The 17032-nt window shown below is 39.3% G+C and carries 12 protein-coding genes; 4 read left to right on the top strand and 8 right to left on the bottom strand.

Features of this window, described 5'->3' with window-relative positions; genetic code table 11:
* Positions 1-191: 191 nt before the first annotated feature.
* The 4 genes from pdxA to NE664_07480 form a co-directional block, all read right to left on the bottom strand.
* Entirely contained in the window at positions 192-1232 is a 1041-nt protein-coding gene (gene pdxA, locus NE664_07495) for a 4-hydroxythreonine-4-phosphate dehydrogenase PdxA (GenBank protein ID MCQ4726498.1), read from the bottom strand.
* Between the two features lie 16 nt (positions 1233-1248).
* The gene (locus NE664_07490; GenBank protein MCQ4726497.1) at positions 1249-2475 is read right to left on the bottom strand and encodes a hypothetical protein; all 1227 of its coding nucleotides are present in this window, start codon (positions 2473-2475) and stop codon (positions 1249-1251) included.
* A 487-nt stretch (positions 2476-2962) separates the two neighbouring features.
* Complete coding sequence (locus NE664_07485; GenBank protein ID MCQ4726496.1) at positions 2963-3790, bottom strand: glycosyltransferase family 8 protein; 828 nt, start codon at positions 3788-3790, stop codon at positions 2963-2965.
* 1420 nt (positions 3791-5210) lie between these two features.
* Positions 5211-6521 (bottom strand): 4-hydroxybutyrate CoA-transferase, encoded by a 1311-nt coding sequence (locus NE664_07480; GenBank protein MCQ4726495.1) that lies wholly within the window; start codon positions 6519-6521, stop codon positions 5211-5213.
* 870 nt (positions 6522-7391) lie between these two features.
* Between NE664_07480 and NE664_07475 the strand changes: the two genes are divergently transcribed.
* Complete coding sequence (locus tag NE664_07475) at positions 7392-7742, top strand: helix-turn-helix domain-containing protein (GenBank protein ID MCQ4726494.1); 351 nt, start codon at positions 7392-7394, stop codon at positions 7740-7742.
* Positions 7743-9698: 1956 nt separating this feature from the next.
* Here the strand turns inward: NE664_07475 and recF are convergent.
* The 4 genes from recF to dnaA form a co-directional block, all read right to left on the bottom strand.
* On the bottom strand, positions 9699-10805 hold the full coding sequence (recF, locus tag NE664_07470; GenBank protein ID MCQ4726493.1) for a DNA replication/repair protein RecF: 1107 nt from the start codon (positions 10803-10805) through the stop codon (positions 9699-9701).
* 2 nt (positions 10806-10807) lie between these two features.
* Positions 10808-11029, bottom strand: coding sequence for an RNA-binding S4 domain-containing protein (locus NE664_07465; GenBank protein MCQ4726492.1), 222 nt, complete (start codon positions 11027-11029; stop codon positions 10808-10810).
* Positions 11030-11039: 10 nt separating this feature from the next.
* On the bottom strand, positions 11040-12140 hold the full coding sequence (gene dnaN / locus NE664_07460) for a DNA polymerase III subunit beta (protein MCQ4726491.1): 1101 nt from the start codon (positions 12138-12140) through the stop codon (positions 11040-11042).
* A 531-nt stretch (positions 12141-12671) separates the two neighbouring features.
* Positions 12672-14000 (bottom strand): chromosomal replication initiator protein DnaA, encoded by a 1329-nt coding sequence (dnaA, locus tag NE664_07455; protein ID MCQ4726490.1) that lies wholly within the window; start codon positions 13998-14000, stop codon positions 12672-12674.
* A 1055-nt stretch (positions 14001-15055) separates the two neighbouring features.
* On the opposite strand from dnaA, the gene NE664_07450 reads away from it, so the two are divergent.
* From NE664_07450 to rnpA, 3 genes are all read left to right on the top strand, one after another.
* On the top strand, positions 15056-16018 hold the full coding sequence (locus NE664_07450; protein MCQ4726489.1) for a DMT family transporter: 963 nt from the start codon (positions 15056-15058) through the stop codon (positions 16016-16018).
* 202 nt (positions 16019-16220) lie between these two features.
* A complete protein-coding gene (gene rpmH, locus NE664_07445; protein MCQ4726488.1) occupies positions 16221-16355 on the top strand; it encodes a 50S ribosomal protein L34 in 135 nt (44 codons plus the stop codon).
* A 275-nt stretch (positions 16356-16630) separates the two neighbouring features.
* A complete protein-coding gene (gene rnpA, locus NE664_07440; GenBank protein MCQ4726487.1) occupies positions 16631-17020 on the top strand; it encodes a ribonuclease P protein component in 390 nt (129 codons plus the stop codon).
* Positions 17021-17032 lie beyond the last annotated feature (12 nt).

The following is a 17032-nucleotide window of genomic DNA, read 5'->3' as shown; positions in this document are numbered from 1 at the left end:
CCTCATATTTTCCACAAAAAAAAGCCCGAAATATCGGGCTTTCTGATATTATGACATTTTATATATACAAAAATATATCATAACTTTTTTCAGGCGGAAAACATCTTAACAAATAGCTTTTTAATCTCCGCGTCTGAAAGTATATCGTATGCAGTCCAAATTCCAAAATCTTGCGTCAAAAATTCTTAAGGTTATTTAGCGCGGTTTTTAGCAAGCGTAATACCATACTGTATAGCGTTTACAAGGCTTACTTCATTTTGCACGCCTTGTCCCGCATGGCCGAAGGCCGTGCCGTGATCTACGGAACTTCTTATAATAGGAAGCCCAAGCGTAATGTTGACTCCGCTGACAGCTCCCCATTTTTTAGCCTCCTTGTCATATACAAATCCGAGCACTTTAAGCGGTATATGCCCCTGGTCGTGGTACATTGCGACAACTATATCATACCAGCCGCCGCATGCCTTAGAAAAAACAGTGTCCGGAGGTACCGGGCCGTCGGCGTTTATCCCTTCCGCTTTGGCCATTTCTATTGCAGGCGTTATTTCCTCAATCTCTTCACGGCCGAAAAGCCCGCCTTCGCCGCAGTGGGGGTTAAGCCCCGCAACGCCTATTTTAGGTTCATTTATGCCAAGGCTTTTACATGCCTCGTACGCAATTTTAATAACGTCGTAAACGCGCTGTTTCTTAACCCTGTCGCATGCTTCCCTAAGCGAAACATGGGTTGACACATGCACAACCCTGAGATCTTCATGCGCAAGCATCATAGTGTATTTGTCCGTGCCGGTCATATCGGCGTAAATTTCAGTGTGGCCCGAATAATGGTGGCCCGCAAGGTTAATGGCCTCTTTATTAAGCGCGTTTGTAATTGTGGCGTCTATTTCCCCGGCCAGCGCAAGCTCTATTACCTTTTTAACGCATTGGAAGGCCGCTTCGCCGCACATTGCGCTCACTTTTCCATATTGAAATTTATCCATATCCACAAGATCGAGATGATAAACGTCAATTATTCCGTACTTAAATTCAGCGTCCTTAACATTTTCTATCTTATTGATTTTAAACTTTTCTCCGACGCCAAGTATCCTGATCGAATCCTCGAACATTTTGGCGTCGCCTATAACAACAGGACGACATTCGTCGTAAATTTCCTTTTTCATTAAAGCTTTTACAGTTATTTCTGGCCCGCAGCCCGCAGGGTCGCCCATAGTAATGCCAAGTATAGGTTTTTCAGCCATTTATTGCCCCTCCTTATTATTTCCTGTTCACCATTAAATAATTTATAACCTTAACCAAAGTGTCCTCATCGCCAAAACCGCCGCTTTTTGTAACCATACTGCTGCCGTCGGCCATGCCTTCCCTAAGTATTCCGATAGGAACTCCGGGAACAATTTCGTCTACAAGTTCCATTCCGTCGGAACCGAGAAAATTGCATATCTGAAACGCCGTATCCCCGCCTGTTGCGACAAACGTCACAGGCTTAATATGTTCGTAAAGCCTTTTAACTATATCGCCGAGGCTTTCCGCAACTTTAAGCGATTTTGCATTTTCCGTCGCAGTCGCCCTCAGTACGACGGTATACTCTTCAAAAAGGCTGTCTATAGCTATAATAACCACTTTATTGCCGTTTAAATAATACTCTTTCGCTTTTTCAACGGATTCTGAAACAGCTTTTTCATACCTGCCGTCTATAATCTCCTCTGAGTTTACAAGCACCACGGGAAGTTTGAACGTTTCGGTTGCCATACGCACTTGATGCGCCGTTGCGGCGTTTCTTGATCCAACTACAATAAACACTGTGCCGTCGTATTTCTGTTCGGCTTTCTTTTTGCGTCCAAGCTGTTTTGCAAGGCCCGCGCTGCCGCAAAAAATTTTCTTTTTGCCGATAAGCATTGCCGCGTCGCTTATAGTTGCAAGATCCTCGTTGCTTACCGTATCGAAAACAAATATATCGGCGCCGTTTTCCATCTGGCCTTCCATATATTGCTTCAGGCTTTCGGCGCCTTCCCTGACATTTATAAGGCGAACGTTAACCGCCTTGCGTTTTGTTTCCGTATTAAATATGTTTGTTATGTCAACATGCTTGTTGTCGGGCATAAGCAAAGTGCCGTCCGTAACAATCCTCCCGTTGTCGGGAAATGCCGAAGCCACTATTGCAATTTCGGCGTCGGTGGAATCTAATATTGCTTCAAGTTCCGGAGCCGGGTTTCCGCGCATAAGGGAATCGACTTTCTTATATATGTATTCAAGATTGTTAACAGAATTAAGCTTTTCGGCAAGCTTAAAAACACAGTCGTATGCGTCTTTTTTTGAAAGCGGCCTTGTGTCTGTGTTTATAACCACAACGTCAGACGTCTTAAACATACTGCTTGACACATCGTTATCGTTCATTATTTTAACAGTCGTCGAATATCCGTTTTTTTTGTACTGCACACCGGTATCGTTAGCCCCGGTTAAATCGTCGGCTATAATAGCAATCATTCTAACTCCCCCTCTTCGGATGCCTGAAAATAAGCATAAAATGCATAAAAATACTTCCGGCTTAATAATTACGCATCAAGCAAAGCGGCTTATCCGGCATTTTTACTGCATACAGTACGGCTGAATCATTAAAACCGCGCCGTAATTTAATATAAAATTACATTATTTATACTTACCGCATAGCTTCACAGCATAAAAACTACTTTATTAATTATAATATAAAACGTACCAATATACAATACTTTGAAAATACAGATACAAATTTATTGAAAAATAAAATTGCTTTACCGGGCCGAATCCAAGGCGGCACGGATAAAAAATCAGGGATTGAAAATACAAAAAAGTTCAATATCACTGTGCTTCGGAACTAATACAGTAAAAAAAACGCATATCAAATTGCAGAAGCAATAAAATATACGCTTTTTTTATTTAAGCCGCGCGGCAATCTATCGGCGGAAAAGATTTTTTAATACGTATAAAACCGTATCTATTTCAGTTTTTGCGCTAAGTTCATATAATGTTTATAAAGCGCGGTAAAACGTCCGGAATGGGACGAATTCCAAGGCTTCCTTTTACCGCAGAAATGCAGGAAAACAGTATTTTGCATTATCCAATCCATATTGTGACGCCCATTGCTTCTGATAAGATAAAGCGAATAATATCGTGAATCATAATTCCATATGTCGTCGTCAATCTTAAAAGTATACTGCCCGTAAAGATAATTGAAAACATCTTGATCCGGCAGTATCAGTTCCGACGAATGTTCCCTTACGCAGCCGAAAACATCATCTGCTTTTACAATTTCCCTCGCTTTTTCCAAATCGATAATCATAACCCCCGTGTTAAAATAATCGTGCTCAGTCCCAAGACGCACTTTATTTATACCCTTTGCCATGTCAAATATGCCCGTGTGCGACGCCGCAGCAAAGACGCGTCCGTCCAATTCAATATCCCAAACAGGCCTTACCTTATTTACAACAAGTATATCGGGATCTATATAAAGCGCCTTTTTTAACCCATGAGGAAGTATAACGGGCGCAAGAAGGCGGTAATACATTTCCTGAGGGTATTGTTTAGACACCGGGGCGTTTTCAAAAAGCGACCTTTCAACTTTCACGGGATTAAAACCGGCGCCGTTCAACGAGCAATATTCAATAAGGCCGTTCAAATCCTCCTCGGAAACGGAACTGTGAATAAGCCATATTACAAAAGATTCGCCCGGATTATTAATAACAAGCGACTTCAACATCGTTTTAAAAGGACCTATATAATTTTTATCAAATGTTACAAGTATATTTATTTTGTCTCTTTCCATGCAGCACCCCACAACATATTTAATTTATAAAATTTACGTCAAAACAAATATTTTTGTCTTTCATGCGCTTATTTTTAAAATTTATGCCTTCGTTTCAGAAGTACGCGCGCCGAATAATTATAATTACTTATCATACTTTGCGCAAATAAAGCCGTATACCTGTTCTATAATATAATTTTACCTTATATTGCCCGCGCATATACGCCGTATGCGTTTCTGTTCCGTCGGTTTTCAAGAGTTTCCTAGTATTAACCGCATGAATACCATGCATGGCATAAAAATAAAAAATTAAAGCATTATAATAATTATACATGAAATATCTTTAAAAATCCATTTAAAACGCACATAACATTATTAACTTAATCTAATAATACTCCCTGAACGCAAAAGCTAAGCGTAAGTTATAAATCTGTTTTCCGTTCTTCATATAAAATATTTCAATCACTTTAAAGACATAATATTTTTTAATGTGTTTTAACTTATCCGTCTAAAAATATGTACTCGCTGTTTTTTGACAAAAAATATTCCTAATTTATACCGCAATTTTTTCTTTATCACAACAAGTTTGTTAAAATTTTATTTATGTTAAAACTTAAATTCCATATTTTATAAAATATATATGCACAGTATTTTAATAGACGACGCAGCGCGATTACAAATAATACATGCGTCCATATTTAAAAACAGTATCTTTATTAAGGCATGACAATATCTTAGCTTTACAATGGCATACGCAGATTAAAAGGAAAATTTTACGCATTTCTTCGCTTAACGCGGACGCGGCGCATATTCGTATGCGCATTAAACGGCAAAAATTTTTTCCTTGTAATGTCCGGGAGTTTTAACTGGCAGCAGAGCCGTAAAAGCGGAACAAATATGCGGCGTCACAGATAACCTTGCGGCAATCGGATTTACCGCGTCTATTGCGTTTCCGCTTACCGTTAAAAATACGCGCGCCCTTGTAAACCGAATCTGACGTTAAAAAAAATTCCAATTAATTTGTTTCTTATTGACATATCTATAATTTAATCGTAAAAATCTATCGTGCGGCGCATTTAAATCCCTCCTTTGCAAAGCCTTACTGAATTATTTATTGCGTCTTACAGTTGCTTTAAACGTATCTCTCCGCTGTTAAATACGCCTGATTACGGCAAATTACCAGCCGCGCCAATCAACCGTCCGCTAAATGAATTTTAAACAAAAAGCCGTAATTAAGGACCCGACGTCCCAAATTACGGCTTTGCAAAAATAAATCGGTTTATTAAAAAATATTTTTAATACATATTAAGTTTAAAATTAAACAACGCATATTAATTCAAAACATAGCTTATAAAAATAAACGGCCTGTTTAACATGCGTATAAGAAAAAATATTTTAGGCCGGTAAACTTAAAAACATTACGTTTTTTAACTGCCGCCGCTTAATACTTTTCCGAAAATCTTCTTTCATATTCTTCTTTAAGTCCGTCCCTGAAATCAGGATGCGCAATTTCTATAAGCGCGCGGGCCCTGTCGCGAAGCGTTTTTCCTTTGAGCTTGGCAATTCCGTATTCGGTTACGACATAATCAACGTCGTTTCTGGAAGTCGTAACAGCCGCGCCTTCGTCAATGAAAGGCACTATCCTTGAAATTTTTCCGCCGGCGGCAGTCGAAACCATCGCAATAATCGCCCTTCCGCCTTTGCTCATGGCCGCGCCGCGTATAAAGTCCACTTGGCCGCCAACGCCGCTGAACTGCCTTAAACCGATACATTCGCTTACAACCTGCCCCATTAAGTCAACCTGTATACAGCTGTTTATTGAAACCATATTGTCGTTTTGGGAAATAACGCGGGGATCGTTAATATAATCTACCGGGAAAAACTGGAACTGGGGATTGTCGTCAATAAAGTCATATATTTTTTCCGTTCCCATAGCGAAAGTCGTAACGCTTACGCCTTTATTTATATTCTTGCGCGTATTGTTGATAACGCCGGCTTCTATCAGGTCCACAATGCCGTCGGAAGCCATTTCAGTATGAAGCCCGAGATCTTTTCTGTCCCAAAGGAAAGTAAGCACGCTCTCCGGTATGGAGCCTATGCCAAGCTGGAGTGTGTCCCCGTCTTTGATAAGGGAAGCGCAGTACTCGCCGATTTTCTTTTCAACGTCGCCGATTTTCCCCGGAAGCGAAACCGGAAGTTTCTCGTCGCATTCAACAAAAAAGTCTATATCCCTTACATGTATGTTGCAGTCGCCGAACGTTCTCGGAAGGTTTGAATTAACCTGCGCGATTACGATTTTTGCATTTTCCACGATCCCCTTCGTATAATCGCATGAAGGGCCGAGGCTTACAAAACCGTGCTTATCGGGCTTTGAAACCGAAACAAGCGCCACATCCACGGGAAGGTACTCCCTAAAAAGCATAGGCATTTCATGGAAAAACGACGTTGTGTAATCAGCGCGGCCTTCTTCGACCGCTTTCCTTGTAGAAGCTCCGAGGAACAGCCCGTTAAAATGAAAATGGCCTTTCATTTCAGGTTTAACATACCTGCCTTCACCGAGCGAAACTACATGGTTAATCTCAATATTTTGATAATTTTCATAATTATCGGCCATAGCGTTTATAAGGCATGACGGTTCTGCGGCGGCATGTCCCGTAACGACCCTGTCGCCGCTTTTAATATGGCTTACCGCTTCGGCGGCAGTCACAAGCTTTGATTTATAAATTTCATCCCATTTCTTAAATTCAGACATAATGCACCTCTCAACAATATAAAACTAAGTAGTATATAGTTCTTTATATTACAATGTTTAAGATAATTTTGCAACATTTTTTTGTTCCATAGCTTATACCAAAGCCGCATTATAAGCGGTTTTTCACTGTTTCAGGCAAAACGCCGCATATATAATCTCATCCCGAACGGACAACAAACCATAGTTTCGGTTTACAATGCCACGCAAGTATAATTTTCAGCGTTTCGGCGCCGCATACGCTTGCCGTAGAATCCGCCGCTCATACGCATATGCGTCTTGAAAAGCAAAAACTTTTTTCCTGCTTAGCCGGAGAGTTTTCGGCAATATCGGCGTAAGAGAAAAAAAGGCCCGCAGGCTCTTCCAACCCATACGGCAAACCGCTTTAACGCGGCCGTCGCGCCGTCCGTTAAAACATAGCGCGCCATTGTAAACCGAAGCCTGCCGAAACAAAACGTTATTTAAATTCCAAGCGTAATATTTCTTATGTTAAATAAATTTTCAACCCATTTTAAAGTTAACTTATCCCGTAATACGTCGTAATCACAGAAACTTGTATATATTATGGATCGGAAACAAAATACTGAAATTATAAAATTGACGATTTATGCATATAAAAATCGAATATTCATCTGAAACAAACACAAAATATGAAATTTAATAAACCAAAATATTAATATTATTCATAATATTATACAAATTATATAATATATATTTTTTATTAATATTTATTATCGTTAATTAGCTTAAATTATAAATATGTTTTTTGGTAAATTTTTTTATATTATTTTGTTGTAAATTTATTAATCTGCAATTATAATTAAATAATACGGAACGTTTGTTTAGTTAAAAAGAATGATAATTGGTGGTATTATGGAATTTAAAGACAGGTTAAGATTTTTAAGGAAAAACTGCGTTAAAAACGGAAAACATGTAACACAAGAGGATCTTGGCAAAATACTTGGATACAAATACACCTCTATTTCAAACTATGAATCTGGACGCAACGAACCATGCATAAGGGATATTATTAAAATAGCGAATTTTTTTGAAGTAAGCACGGACTATCTTTTATGCGTTAATGAGGACGGCGACGACGAAAGCAGGAAAAACAGGCTTTTTGAGCTTTGCGCCTCATTTTCCGAAGAAGAAAAGGAAAAAATAATATCCATACTTCTCAGTATCAGAAGCATGATGGATAAATCAAAAAACAGGGGTAAATAAATCGCAGCCGCTTAGAAACAAGCGGCTTTTTATATTCTAAATTTTTGCTCAAAACGTTATTTGAAATTGAGTTTAAACATATAAATCCTCGGGTTCCATAATAATTTAAGCCTCGGAAACGATATAAAACTCAAAATATTACCTGAATATAATATTTTTTATACGCCGGTTAAATAAACCGTCCGTTGTTTATAATTATTTTATTGCCGGGGGTATTTGAACATATTGTTTTAAGCGCTTAATATCTTTGTCATATTTTCCGGACGAAACAAGATGCGGATAACGTCTTTTTCCTGGATACTTCAAACTTTAAATCTGATAATCTATTTATTCCAAAACCTTTATCATATATATTAAATCAGCAATCAAAAATTGCGGCTTAAAAATTTTATATTCTTTCATGTTACTAAAAGTGTAGTTTTTAATTCAACTTCCGGAACGACGGCGTTATTTTTGCTATTATTAAGAACATATATTTCATTTGCCCTCTTCATTTATAAAATTAATTATATAAAATTTCAGAGTAAAAATAATGACAATTTAAAATATTTTATGCACATTAATTTTATGCAGTTTAAATGAATAATATCCATTTATATAAACGGTAAACTCTATGTTTTGTCTTATATATATTTCACAATATCTTAAATTAATATAATATGCATATAAAATAACTTTTATTTATAAATGCAGCGCCGCACTGATTTTACCGCATAGGTTATATATTTTCCGTAAACTTTAACATATATAACCGAATATCTTTCTGTATTAAAAACTTTGCATAAAACAACATTAATGTTAAATTTGTCGAATAACGATTAAGTTATACTGATTACTTATTTTATTATTATTTAAGTATTATTTTATTTTTTAAAATTAAGCTTACAATGCCTTGCCGTCATAACCCAAAAAATATTAAGTTAAAATAATGAAAATTCCTTTCCTTATATCCATATAATTAAACCGCCATATTATTATAAAATATATTTCAGCAAATGTATTATTTCAAATCCGCTATTGACTTTATAAAATATATATGGTAAATATAATTTAGCGGCTAATTTATTTATCCGTTATCTACCCCTGTTTTCTGTAAGAAATATTGATACTAATCCCCTAAATATTGTATCTTTTTTTCTTAATGAAAACTTGCCCTTTTGACCGCAATAAAAAGGGCTGCCCCGTTAGCAAAGGCGTTGACGGGGTATTTTTTATACTCAAAACCGTGAGGATTCAATATATATTAAGTTTAAGATTGGGCGTCATGCATTAATTATTAAATCCGTATTGGGCAGATCGCAATTAATATATTTTGAGTTTAAGACTGAACAACACTTAATTAATATTTTGAGTTTATACTTAAACTACTCATAGTAAATATAAATATATATTTAGCTTCATTTTACAAGATCACGCGCGGTTTTAACGGACGTTAGCGGCGCCATAGCTGTGTTAAAGCCATTTCCTCGGCAACCTCAGCGCATGCCCGTCTTTTCCTTGCTCTTACGCCTCTAAAGTCCGTTAAAACTCCCCGACCCAACAATGAAAAAATTTCTTGCAGTTTAAGGAGCATCCGAGCCGTCATAGCGGATACTACGGCAAGCGTATGCAGAGCGGAAATTCGGAAAATTTTCCCTTGCGCGGCATACGTATCCCTGTAATCCGAAGCTACTGGCAGTACAAATAAATTTTTATTTATTAATCCTTTATTATCCTTTGACATCCTTGATCAACCAATAAAAACTATCCCTGTCATACAGCTTTACTTACAATAAAAAAGCGCATGCCTTAAACGGGAGATTTTAAAAAATCCGCCGATAAAGGCATGCGGCTCGCAGCGTAAAAACATTGTCAACCGTTACCGCCGCTTGTAACCGAACACATTTCCGCACCCGACTCATACTTTATTTTAAACCGTATAAGTCCGGATACCGGAAACAAAATTTTAAAGTTCAGTCACGCCTTATTTTTTATAGCAGGCGTTACATTTCCATTTTCAACAAAGAAAACTCCGCCCTTGCCCGAATAATTTTTTGCTATGTCCTCAATTCCGGTGCATGTCACAACAGACTGTACCCCGTTAATACTTTCAAACAAAAACCTTTGGCGCGCCGAATCAAGCTCGCTTAAAACGTCGTCAAGCAAAAGCACGGGGCTTGTCCCGGTTTCTTCTTTTATTATATCTATTTCGGCAAGCTTGGCCGAAAGCGCCGCCGTCCTCTGCTGCCCCTGCGAACCGTATACTTTCACATCGCTGCCGTTAACCGTAAAAATTATATCGTCTTTATGCGGTCCCGCCGAAGTGCTCCCGAAAATTATATCGCGCTCTAAATTCTGCGCTGTTTTCGTTAATAGCTCTTCGGCATGGCAGTTCGGCCTGTAACATATTTCAAGCTTCTCAGCCCCGCCGGTTATCTTGCTGTGTTTTTCCCCGGCGATACGGCTTATTTTTTTTATAAATTTTTCCCTGTTTTCTATGACCCTCATACCGTACGCCGCAAGTTGTTCATCCCACACGGACACAGTATCACGAAAAGAATAGTTTTTTTGTATTTTTTTTAACAAACTATTTCTTTGCTTGAGCACTTTATAATACTGGCCCAAATCATAATAATAAACATTTTTAAGCTGGCAAAGCTCCATATCTATAAAGCGCCTTCTTTCCCCGGGAGAATTTTTAATAAGCTGAAGATCCTCCGGAGAAAATATGACGCAGTAAAGCGTGCCGAAAAGGTCGCCGCTTTTTTTAATCGGAATACCGTTTACGGCTATGCCTTTGACGCCGTTTTTTTCGTCTTTTTTCAAATGGACGTCAATCCTGTTCTGCCGTCCCATATTTTCAATTTCAACTTTAATATGCGCTTCATGGCCGTTGAAATCTATAAGGCGGCTGTCAAAGCGGGTCCTGTGGCTGCGTCCTGTGGCGCATATGTAAATGCTTTCAAGTATATTTGTTTTTCCCTGGGCATTTTTGCCGTAAAGTATGTTAATACCGCCGCTAAAGCCGAGACTTGCATTTTTTATGTTCCTGAACCCAGCTAAAGACAGCTTTTTTACTATCATTTTTAACGCTCCTCAAACAACACTTTAACAGAACCAACGCCTATAACTTCAACAACGTCGCCCGGGCGGACTTTCTTTCCCCTTTGTACTTCGGTTTGCCCGTTTAAAAGCACGCGCCCCTCTGAAATGAGCGTTTTAGCCTCCGAACCCTGCTCTGCCATGTCCGCCAGCTTCAAAAGCTGGCCCAATTTTATAAATTCAGTGTTAATTGAAACAGTTTCCATATTATCCCCCTTACATCCTTAACGGAAGGACAAGGTATTTATATTCTTCCCCTTCCTCCTGCTTGATTATGCATGGGCTTAAAGGCGAATTGAACTGTACCGCAACTTTCTCGTCTTCAATAGCCCTCAGCGCGTCGATAAGGTAGCGCGGGTTAAAAGCTATTTTAAGTTCGTCGCCTTCGGTTTGAGTATTAAGCTCCTCATATGCGGAACCCATTTCCGTTTGCGAAGTAATTATAATATTATCCGGATGTATATCAAGTTTCACCGGCACTTTCCTTGCGTCGCGGCTTACGAGGGATGCGCGTTCAAGAGCCGATATAAGTTCGCTCCTGTTAATTACTGCCCTTGTTTTGTATTCGTTTGTGAACGCCTGGTCGTATTTTATAAATTCACCGTTGATAACGCGGCTGACAAGTATATTGCCTTCCATGTCGAAAAGTATATGGTTTTCGGTTATGTATATTTCAACGTCCTCTTCCCCGTCAAGGAGTATCCTGCTTATTTCTTTCAGCGTTTTTGCCGGAACTATCACCTTTGCCGGTTCGGGAGAGCTTACTGCCGCCGCTTTTTTGTAGGAAATCCTGTACCCGTCAACCGCTACGATATTAACATATTCTTCCGATATTTCTATGAGTTCTCCCGTAAGGGTAGGTTTTGATTCGTCGGAAGCGACGGAAAAAATAGTGCTTATAATTAAATTTTTGAGATCTTTTTGTTTGATTTTATAAGGTTCCTGTTTAGTTATGGACGGTATTTCCGGGAAATCGTCTCCGGGCTGTCCCATTATTTTATATTCGGAAAAGCCGCAGTTAATAACGGCGCTGTTGTTTTCTCCCGTGCTTACGGATACCTTTTCTCCGTTTACGCGCCTTATAATTTCGCTGAACATACGGGCTTCAAGGGCAATCGTCCCTTCTTCTTTTACTTCGGCTTCTATTTTGGCTGTTTCTATTGCCATTTCCATATCGTTTGCTGTTAATTTGACGCCTCCGTCCTCCGCTTTGACAAGTATACATTCAAGTATAGGCATTGACGTTTTGGAGCTTACGGCTTTCGAAACTATATTGATTGCATTTTGCAGGGCGTCCTTTTGGCATGTGAATTTCATATTGTGAGTAACTCCTTTCGGGATAAGTTGTGTTTTATATTAGTTTTTTTTAGTAGTCATAGTAGTAGAACATGTGAAATTGTGGAAAAGTATCCACATCCCATAGGATACGGGATTTTTCAGTTGGATAAGTATGTACATATTTCTTCATTGTTTTGATAGGTTGTCCACATTGTTAACTTTTGGGGAAGTATTAAAAGTTTTTCCACATATAATCTACACTGAATTAACATGTTGATGTGGACAATATTTTCATCTTTTTAAGTTAAATTAAAAAGCGCTGCCGTAATTTTGCGGCTGCCGCTTTTTTGCCGTTTTGATTTACGGCGGCAATCGGAAACATAAAAAATGTTATGCTTCCGGCGTTTTTCGGTTTAAAAGAATATTTTGCCTGTGGGGCCGGCGTTAAGCCGAAACGGCTCCGGCTCGTTTTGTTTTTGTCATTAACGATTTAAAAATAACGGCCGTACTTATATCCAATACATAAACGTCTGCATGCGCCCTATGGGATTTTGAGGTTTTAACTGCTTTTTAATTCCCCTGTATGCGCTTTTTAAGTTCTTCGATATCTTTTCTGAGTTCTTTGTCCTTTTCGAGATCGGCTTCGATTTTCTTTTCGGCGTGGAGTACGGTGGTGTGGTCGCGCCCGCCGAATTCGTCGCCTATTTCTTTAAGCGATATGTCTAAAAGCCGGCGGCAGAGGTACATGGCTATCTGGCGCGGGTAAGCTATTGTTTTCGGCTTTTTGCTCCCGCGCACGTCTGCGGCCGATATGTTATAGTAAGCGCTTATTATATCTATTATGAAATCCGGCGTTATCTGTTTTTGTTTCTTATCGCCGTATACTTCAAGGCTTTTTTCGGCAAGTTCAATGGTTACGTCGCTGTTTGTCAGGGAGGCGTACATCATTATCCTTGTAAGCGCGCCTTCGAGTTCCCTGATGTTGCTTTCGATATATTTTGCGATAAACGCAAGCACGTTGTCGCTTACAACATACCCTTCGTGGTTGGCTTTGTTGCGCAATATGGCTATGCGGGTTTCAATGTCGGGCGTTTGTATATCGGCTATAAGCCCTCCGGCAAAACGGCTGCGGAGCCTTTCTTCAAGGGGATTTATGTCCTTTGGGGAGCGGTCGGATGATAATATTATCTGTTTGTTTGCGCTGTGAAGCGCGTTGAAAGTGTGGAAAAATTCTTCCTGAGTGCTTACTTTTTCCGCAATGAACTGTATATCGTCTATAAGAAGGACGTCTATATTCCTGTATTTATTGCGGAATTCCTCATTTTTGTTGTTCCTGATGGCGTTGATTAGTTCGTTTGTAAAAGTTTCGCTTGTAACGTAAAGCACTTTTGTAGACGGATCCTTGTCCAGTATATAGTGCGCGATTGAATGCATAAGGTGGGTTTTTCCAAGGCCTACGTTGCCGTACAGGAAAAGAGGGTTGTACGCTTTTGCCGGGGCTTCCGCAACGGCGAGGCTTGCGGCGTGGGCCATGCGGTTGCTGTTTCCTACGACGAAACTTTCAAAAACGTACCGCGGGTTAAGGTTTGCCGCAAGCCCGGCGTCCACCGCAAGGGGGTTTCTTTCCTTAACGGCCGGCTCGGGCTGCGGGCTTTCAGCCGAAAGTATTATTATGTTGCAGTTTGTGTTTGAAACCTGTTTAACGGCGTTTTTTATAAGCGTCAGGTATCTGCTTTCCACAAGGCCTTTCATAAAATCGTTTTCCGCTTTCAGGTATACGTCCTGCCCGTCGACGCGCACAGGCACAAGCGGGTTTATCCATGTATTCATGCTCAGCGTATCCAAGGCGCCCTCAAGTATTTCAAGGGTTTTTGCCCATAAACTTGTTAAATCTTCCATTTCTTCCTCCCAAATGTAATAAAGTGTTTAAATCCAGAATCCATAATACCGATTTTTTCAGCGCCTGAAATCTGCATTGTTAACATGACGAATATAATGGTTAATAAATATTATAAGTTATCCACAAATTGTTAACAATGTGTGGATAACTTATTTGGTAAATTTTTAAAATCCAGAAATTACACAGGTTATAACTTATTTTTATGTATACGTCAAACGTCAAAAATGTGGATTTCTTTTGTGGAATAATGTGGATATTTTTGTTTATCCGCATTTTAAATTGCTTTAAGGCCGTATTTTGACGTAAAAAACGGCCGGTACTGCAAAAAAACGGTTAATAAATATTTTAAGTTATCAACATTTTGTTAATAGCATGTGGATAATTCTAATAATACGGCGCTTAAATCCAGCGTTTAAGCATTTTATAATGTTAATCTTAAAACCGTTTTTTGTGGATTTTATTGTTAAGTTGTGTGGATAAGCCCTTTTTATGCAATATAATATACCAAAAAAAACGCCGTTTTTCAATAAGCTAAAACACGGTAATTATTATTGCGCCGACGTACAATATAATTAAATTTGTACATATTAAATTTAAAGGCCGTAATTTTTCGGCGTTTTCAATGTTGCCGCAATACTGTTTTTGGTATTATTTACTTTCCTCATGTGAAAAACGGATACGAAAAGTTTTTTGATATTATTTGAGGTTAGCTTCAGTTTATAAGGTTATAAGGGCACACACGGTTTTAACGGACGTTAGCGGCGCAATAACTGTGTTAAATCCGCTTGCCGTAGTAACCGCTGCGCCTGCCCGTCTTTGCCTTGCTCTTACGCCGCTGACATCCGTTAAAACTCTCCGACCTCACAAGGAAAAAATTTTTTTGCAGTTCAAGGCGCATATGCGCCGACATAGAGGTTCCTATGGCAAGCATATGCAACACAGAAATGCGGGAAATTTTTCCTTGCGGGGCGTGTGTGCCCTTGTAAACTGAATCTATACTTTAATAAAAATTTCGTCTGTGGTAAAATTGCCTTGGCAATAGGGGAGGGTACACATGAAAAAAACGTATATTAAATATATAGCGGCGCTTATTATATTCGGCTCAAACGGCGCTGTTGCAAGCATGGCCGATACTGAAAGTTATGAAACGGTATTTATAAGGACTCTTATAGGGAGTTTGTTTTTGGCCGCCGTATTGTTTATTTCTTCATTAAGTAAATCATTGAAATATTCGGAAACAGATATGGGAAACGGAAACAATAAAAATATGCTCCCATGCGGTAAACTGCGTTTTTTTGTTTTAAAAATACATGCCGCGTTGAGGAAGGAACAAAAAGCTGTTTTATACACATCTCTTTCGGGGGCCGCTATGGGAATGAGCTGGATTTTGCTTTTTGAAGCGTATGATATAATAGGTGTCGGCGTTTCTTCTGTTTTATATTACTGCGGGCCCGTTATAGTTATGGCCCTTTCGCCTTTGATTTTCGGCGAAAGGCTTTTTTTGAAAAAGGTATTCGGTTTTGCCGCCGTTATAGCGGGTGCGTTTTCAGTAAATTTCGGTTTGGGGGAAACGCTTGGCGCATGGGCTGTTTTCTGTGGTCTGGCGTCGGCTCTTATGTATGCCGTAATGGTGATATTTAATAAGAAAGCCGGAAGCGATCTTGGCATGGCGGGACAGGTAATTCAGCTTTTTTCCGCATTTTTAACCGTTTTTATATTTTTGGCAATAAAAGGCGGGCTTATATTTGAAATACCAAAAGGCAGTTTTATTCCTCTTGCCATACTCGGTATTTTTAACACCGGAATAGGATGCCTGCTGTATTTTTCCTCCATAAGCCGCCTACCTGTGCAGACTGTGGCCATATGCGGATATTTAGAGCCTTTGTCGGCGCTTCTGTTTTCCGTTTTGCTGCTTGGCGAAAGTATTTCGCATTTTCAGTTTTTGGGAGCCGTTTTGGTGTTGGGCAGCGCATTTTATACGGAATTTTCAAAAAATCGGGAGCCGGTCCGGCAATAGATTGCAGGGGGATTTTTAACGGCAAATGTCCGTATGGCTCCGCCTCATATAAAAATCTGTAATATATAAAGCCGTATAATAATTATGCTATGCTTTTTTTAAATAAATCTCCTTGACTGGGCAGACGTTTTCTAATATAATGAGAAAAGCGCAAAATTGCAGGATATGCAGATGTAAGAATATTCAAGGAGGTGCGGTACTGATGAAAATGACATTCCAGCCTAAAAAGAGGCAGAGGAGCAAAGTTCACGGCTTCAGGAAAAGAATGGCCACAGCTAATGGTAGAAAAGTTTTGGCAGCAAGAAGAAGAAAAGGTAGAAAATCATTGACTGCATAATTTATAAGGCCGCTTACAGTGGCCTTTTTATCTTTTTTAAAAATAACCGGTTTTAATGGAAAACGCGGACGATTTGAGGCCGCGGGGCGGCGGCGTAAATGCGCCCGTCTTACGTAATACTGGTTTTTAAAGGCGGCCCTTAAAGCGGCATACCGGAAATCAGGAAAAAATTACGCCGCAAAACCAGTATACACTTGTAAACCGAATATGATATATGGTATAATTTTTCTCAGGGTTTTAACCCTGTAATTTAAAGGGATAAATGAGGGATATGCTTGCGTTTTACACAGTCGCTTAAAAAAAATTATCAGTTCGGCTTTGTTTATAATAAGGGCAAGTCCGTTGCCGACAAATATCTTGTCTTATATGCCGTCAGGAACAAAAGAAACCCCGATATAAACCGTCTGGGCATAACCGTAAGCAAGAAAGTCGGCAAAAGCGTGGTAAGAAGCCGTGTAACACGACTTATAAAAGAAAGTTACAGGCTTAGCGAACGTTATGTTGCGACAGGTTTCGATATAGTCGTTTTGGCGCGCGTCGGTTCTTCCGCGGCTTCATACGGCGAAATAAATAAATCCCTTTTGAACCTTTTAAAACGGCAGAACCTTATAAAACAGCCGAAACCGGCGGTTTTAAAGGAAGGCGCGGATTCGTGTAAGGAATAATAAAGGATTGGT

This window comes from Anaerotignum faecicola (assembly GCA_024460105.1).
Taxonomy (GTDB): Bacteria; Bacillota; Clostridia; order Lachnospirales; family Anaerotignaceae; genus JANFXS01.
This window is presented reverse-complemented; position numbering and strand designations above follow the sequence as displayed.

Bases quoted from the DNA above. Each gene is read 5' to 3' on its own strand.
- pdxA (MCQ4726498.1), bottom strand. From the start codon at position 1,232: ATGGCTGAAAAACCTATACTTGGCATTACTATGGGCGACCCTGCGGGC.
- NE664_07490 (MCQ4726497.1), bottom strand. From the start codon at position 2,475: ATGATTGCTATTATAGCCGACGATTTAACCGGGGCTAACGATACCGGT.
- NE664_07485 (MCQ4726496.1), bottom strand. From the start codon at position 3,790: ATGGAAAGAGACAAAATAAATATACTTGTAACATTTGATAAAAATTAT.
- NE664_07480 (MCQ4726495.1), bottom strand. From the start codon at position 6,521: ATGTCTGAATTTAAGAAATGGGATGAAATTTATAAATCAAAGCTTGTG.
- NE664_07475 (MCQ4726494.1), top strand. From the start codon at position 7,392: ATGGAATTTAAAGACAGGTTAAGATTTTTAAGGAAAAACTGCGTTAAA.
- recF (MCQ4726493.1), bottom strand. From the start codon at position 10,805: ATGATAGTAAAAAAGCTGTCTTTAGCTGGGTTCAGGAACATAAAAAAT.
- NE664_07465 (MCQ4726492.1), bottom strand. From the start codon at position 11,029: ATGGAAACTGTTTCAATTAACACTGAATTTATAAAATTGGGCCAGCTT.
- dnaN (MCQ4726491.1), bottom strand. From the start codon at position 12,140: ATGAAATTCACATGCCAAAAGGACGCCCTGCAAAATGCAATCAATATA.
- dnaA (MCQ4726490.1), bottom strand. From the start codon at position 14,000: ATGGAAGATTTAACAAGTTTATGGGCAAAAACCCTTGAAATACTTGAG.
- NE664_07450 (MCQ4726489.1), top strand. From the start codon at position 15,056: ATGAAAAAAACGTATATTAAATATATAGCGGCGCTTATTATATTCGGC.
- rpmH (MCQ4726488.1), top strand. From the start codon at position 16,221: ATGAAAATGACATTCCAGCCTAAAAAGAGGCAGAGGAGCAAAGTTCAC.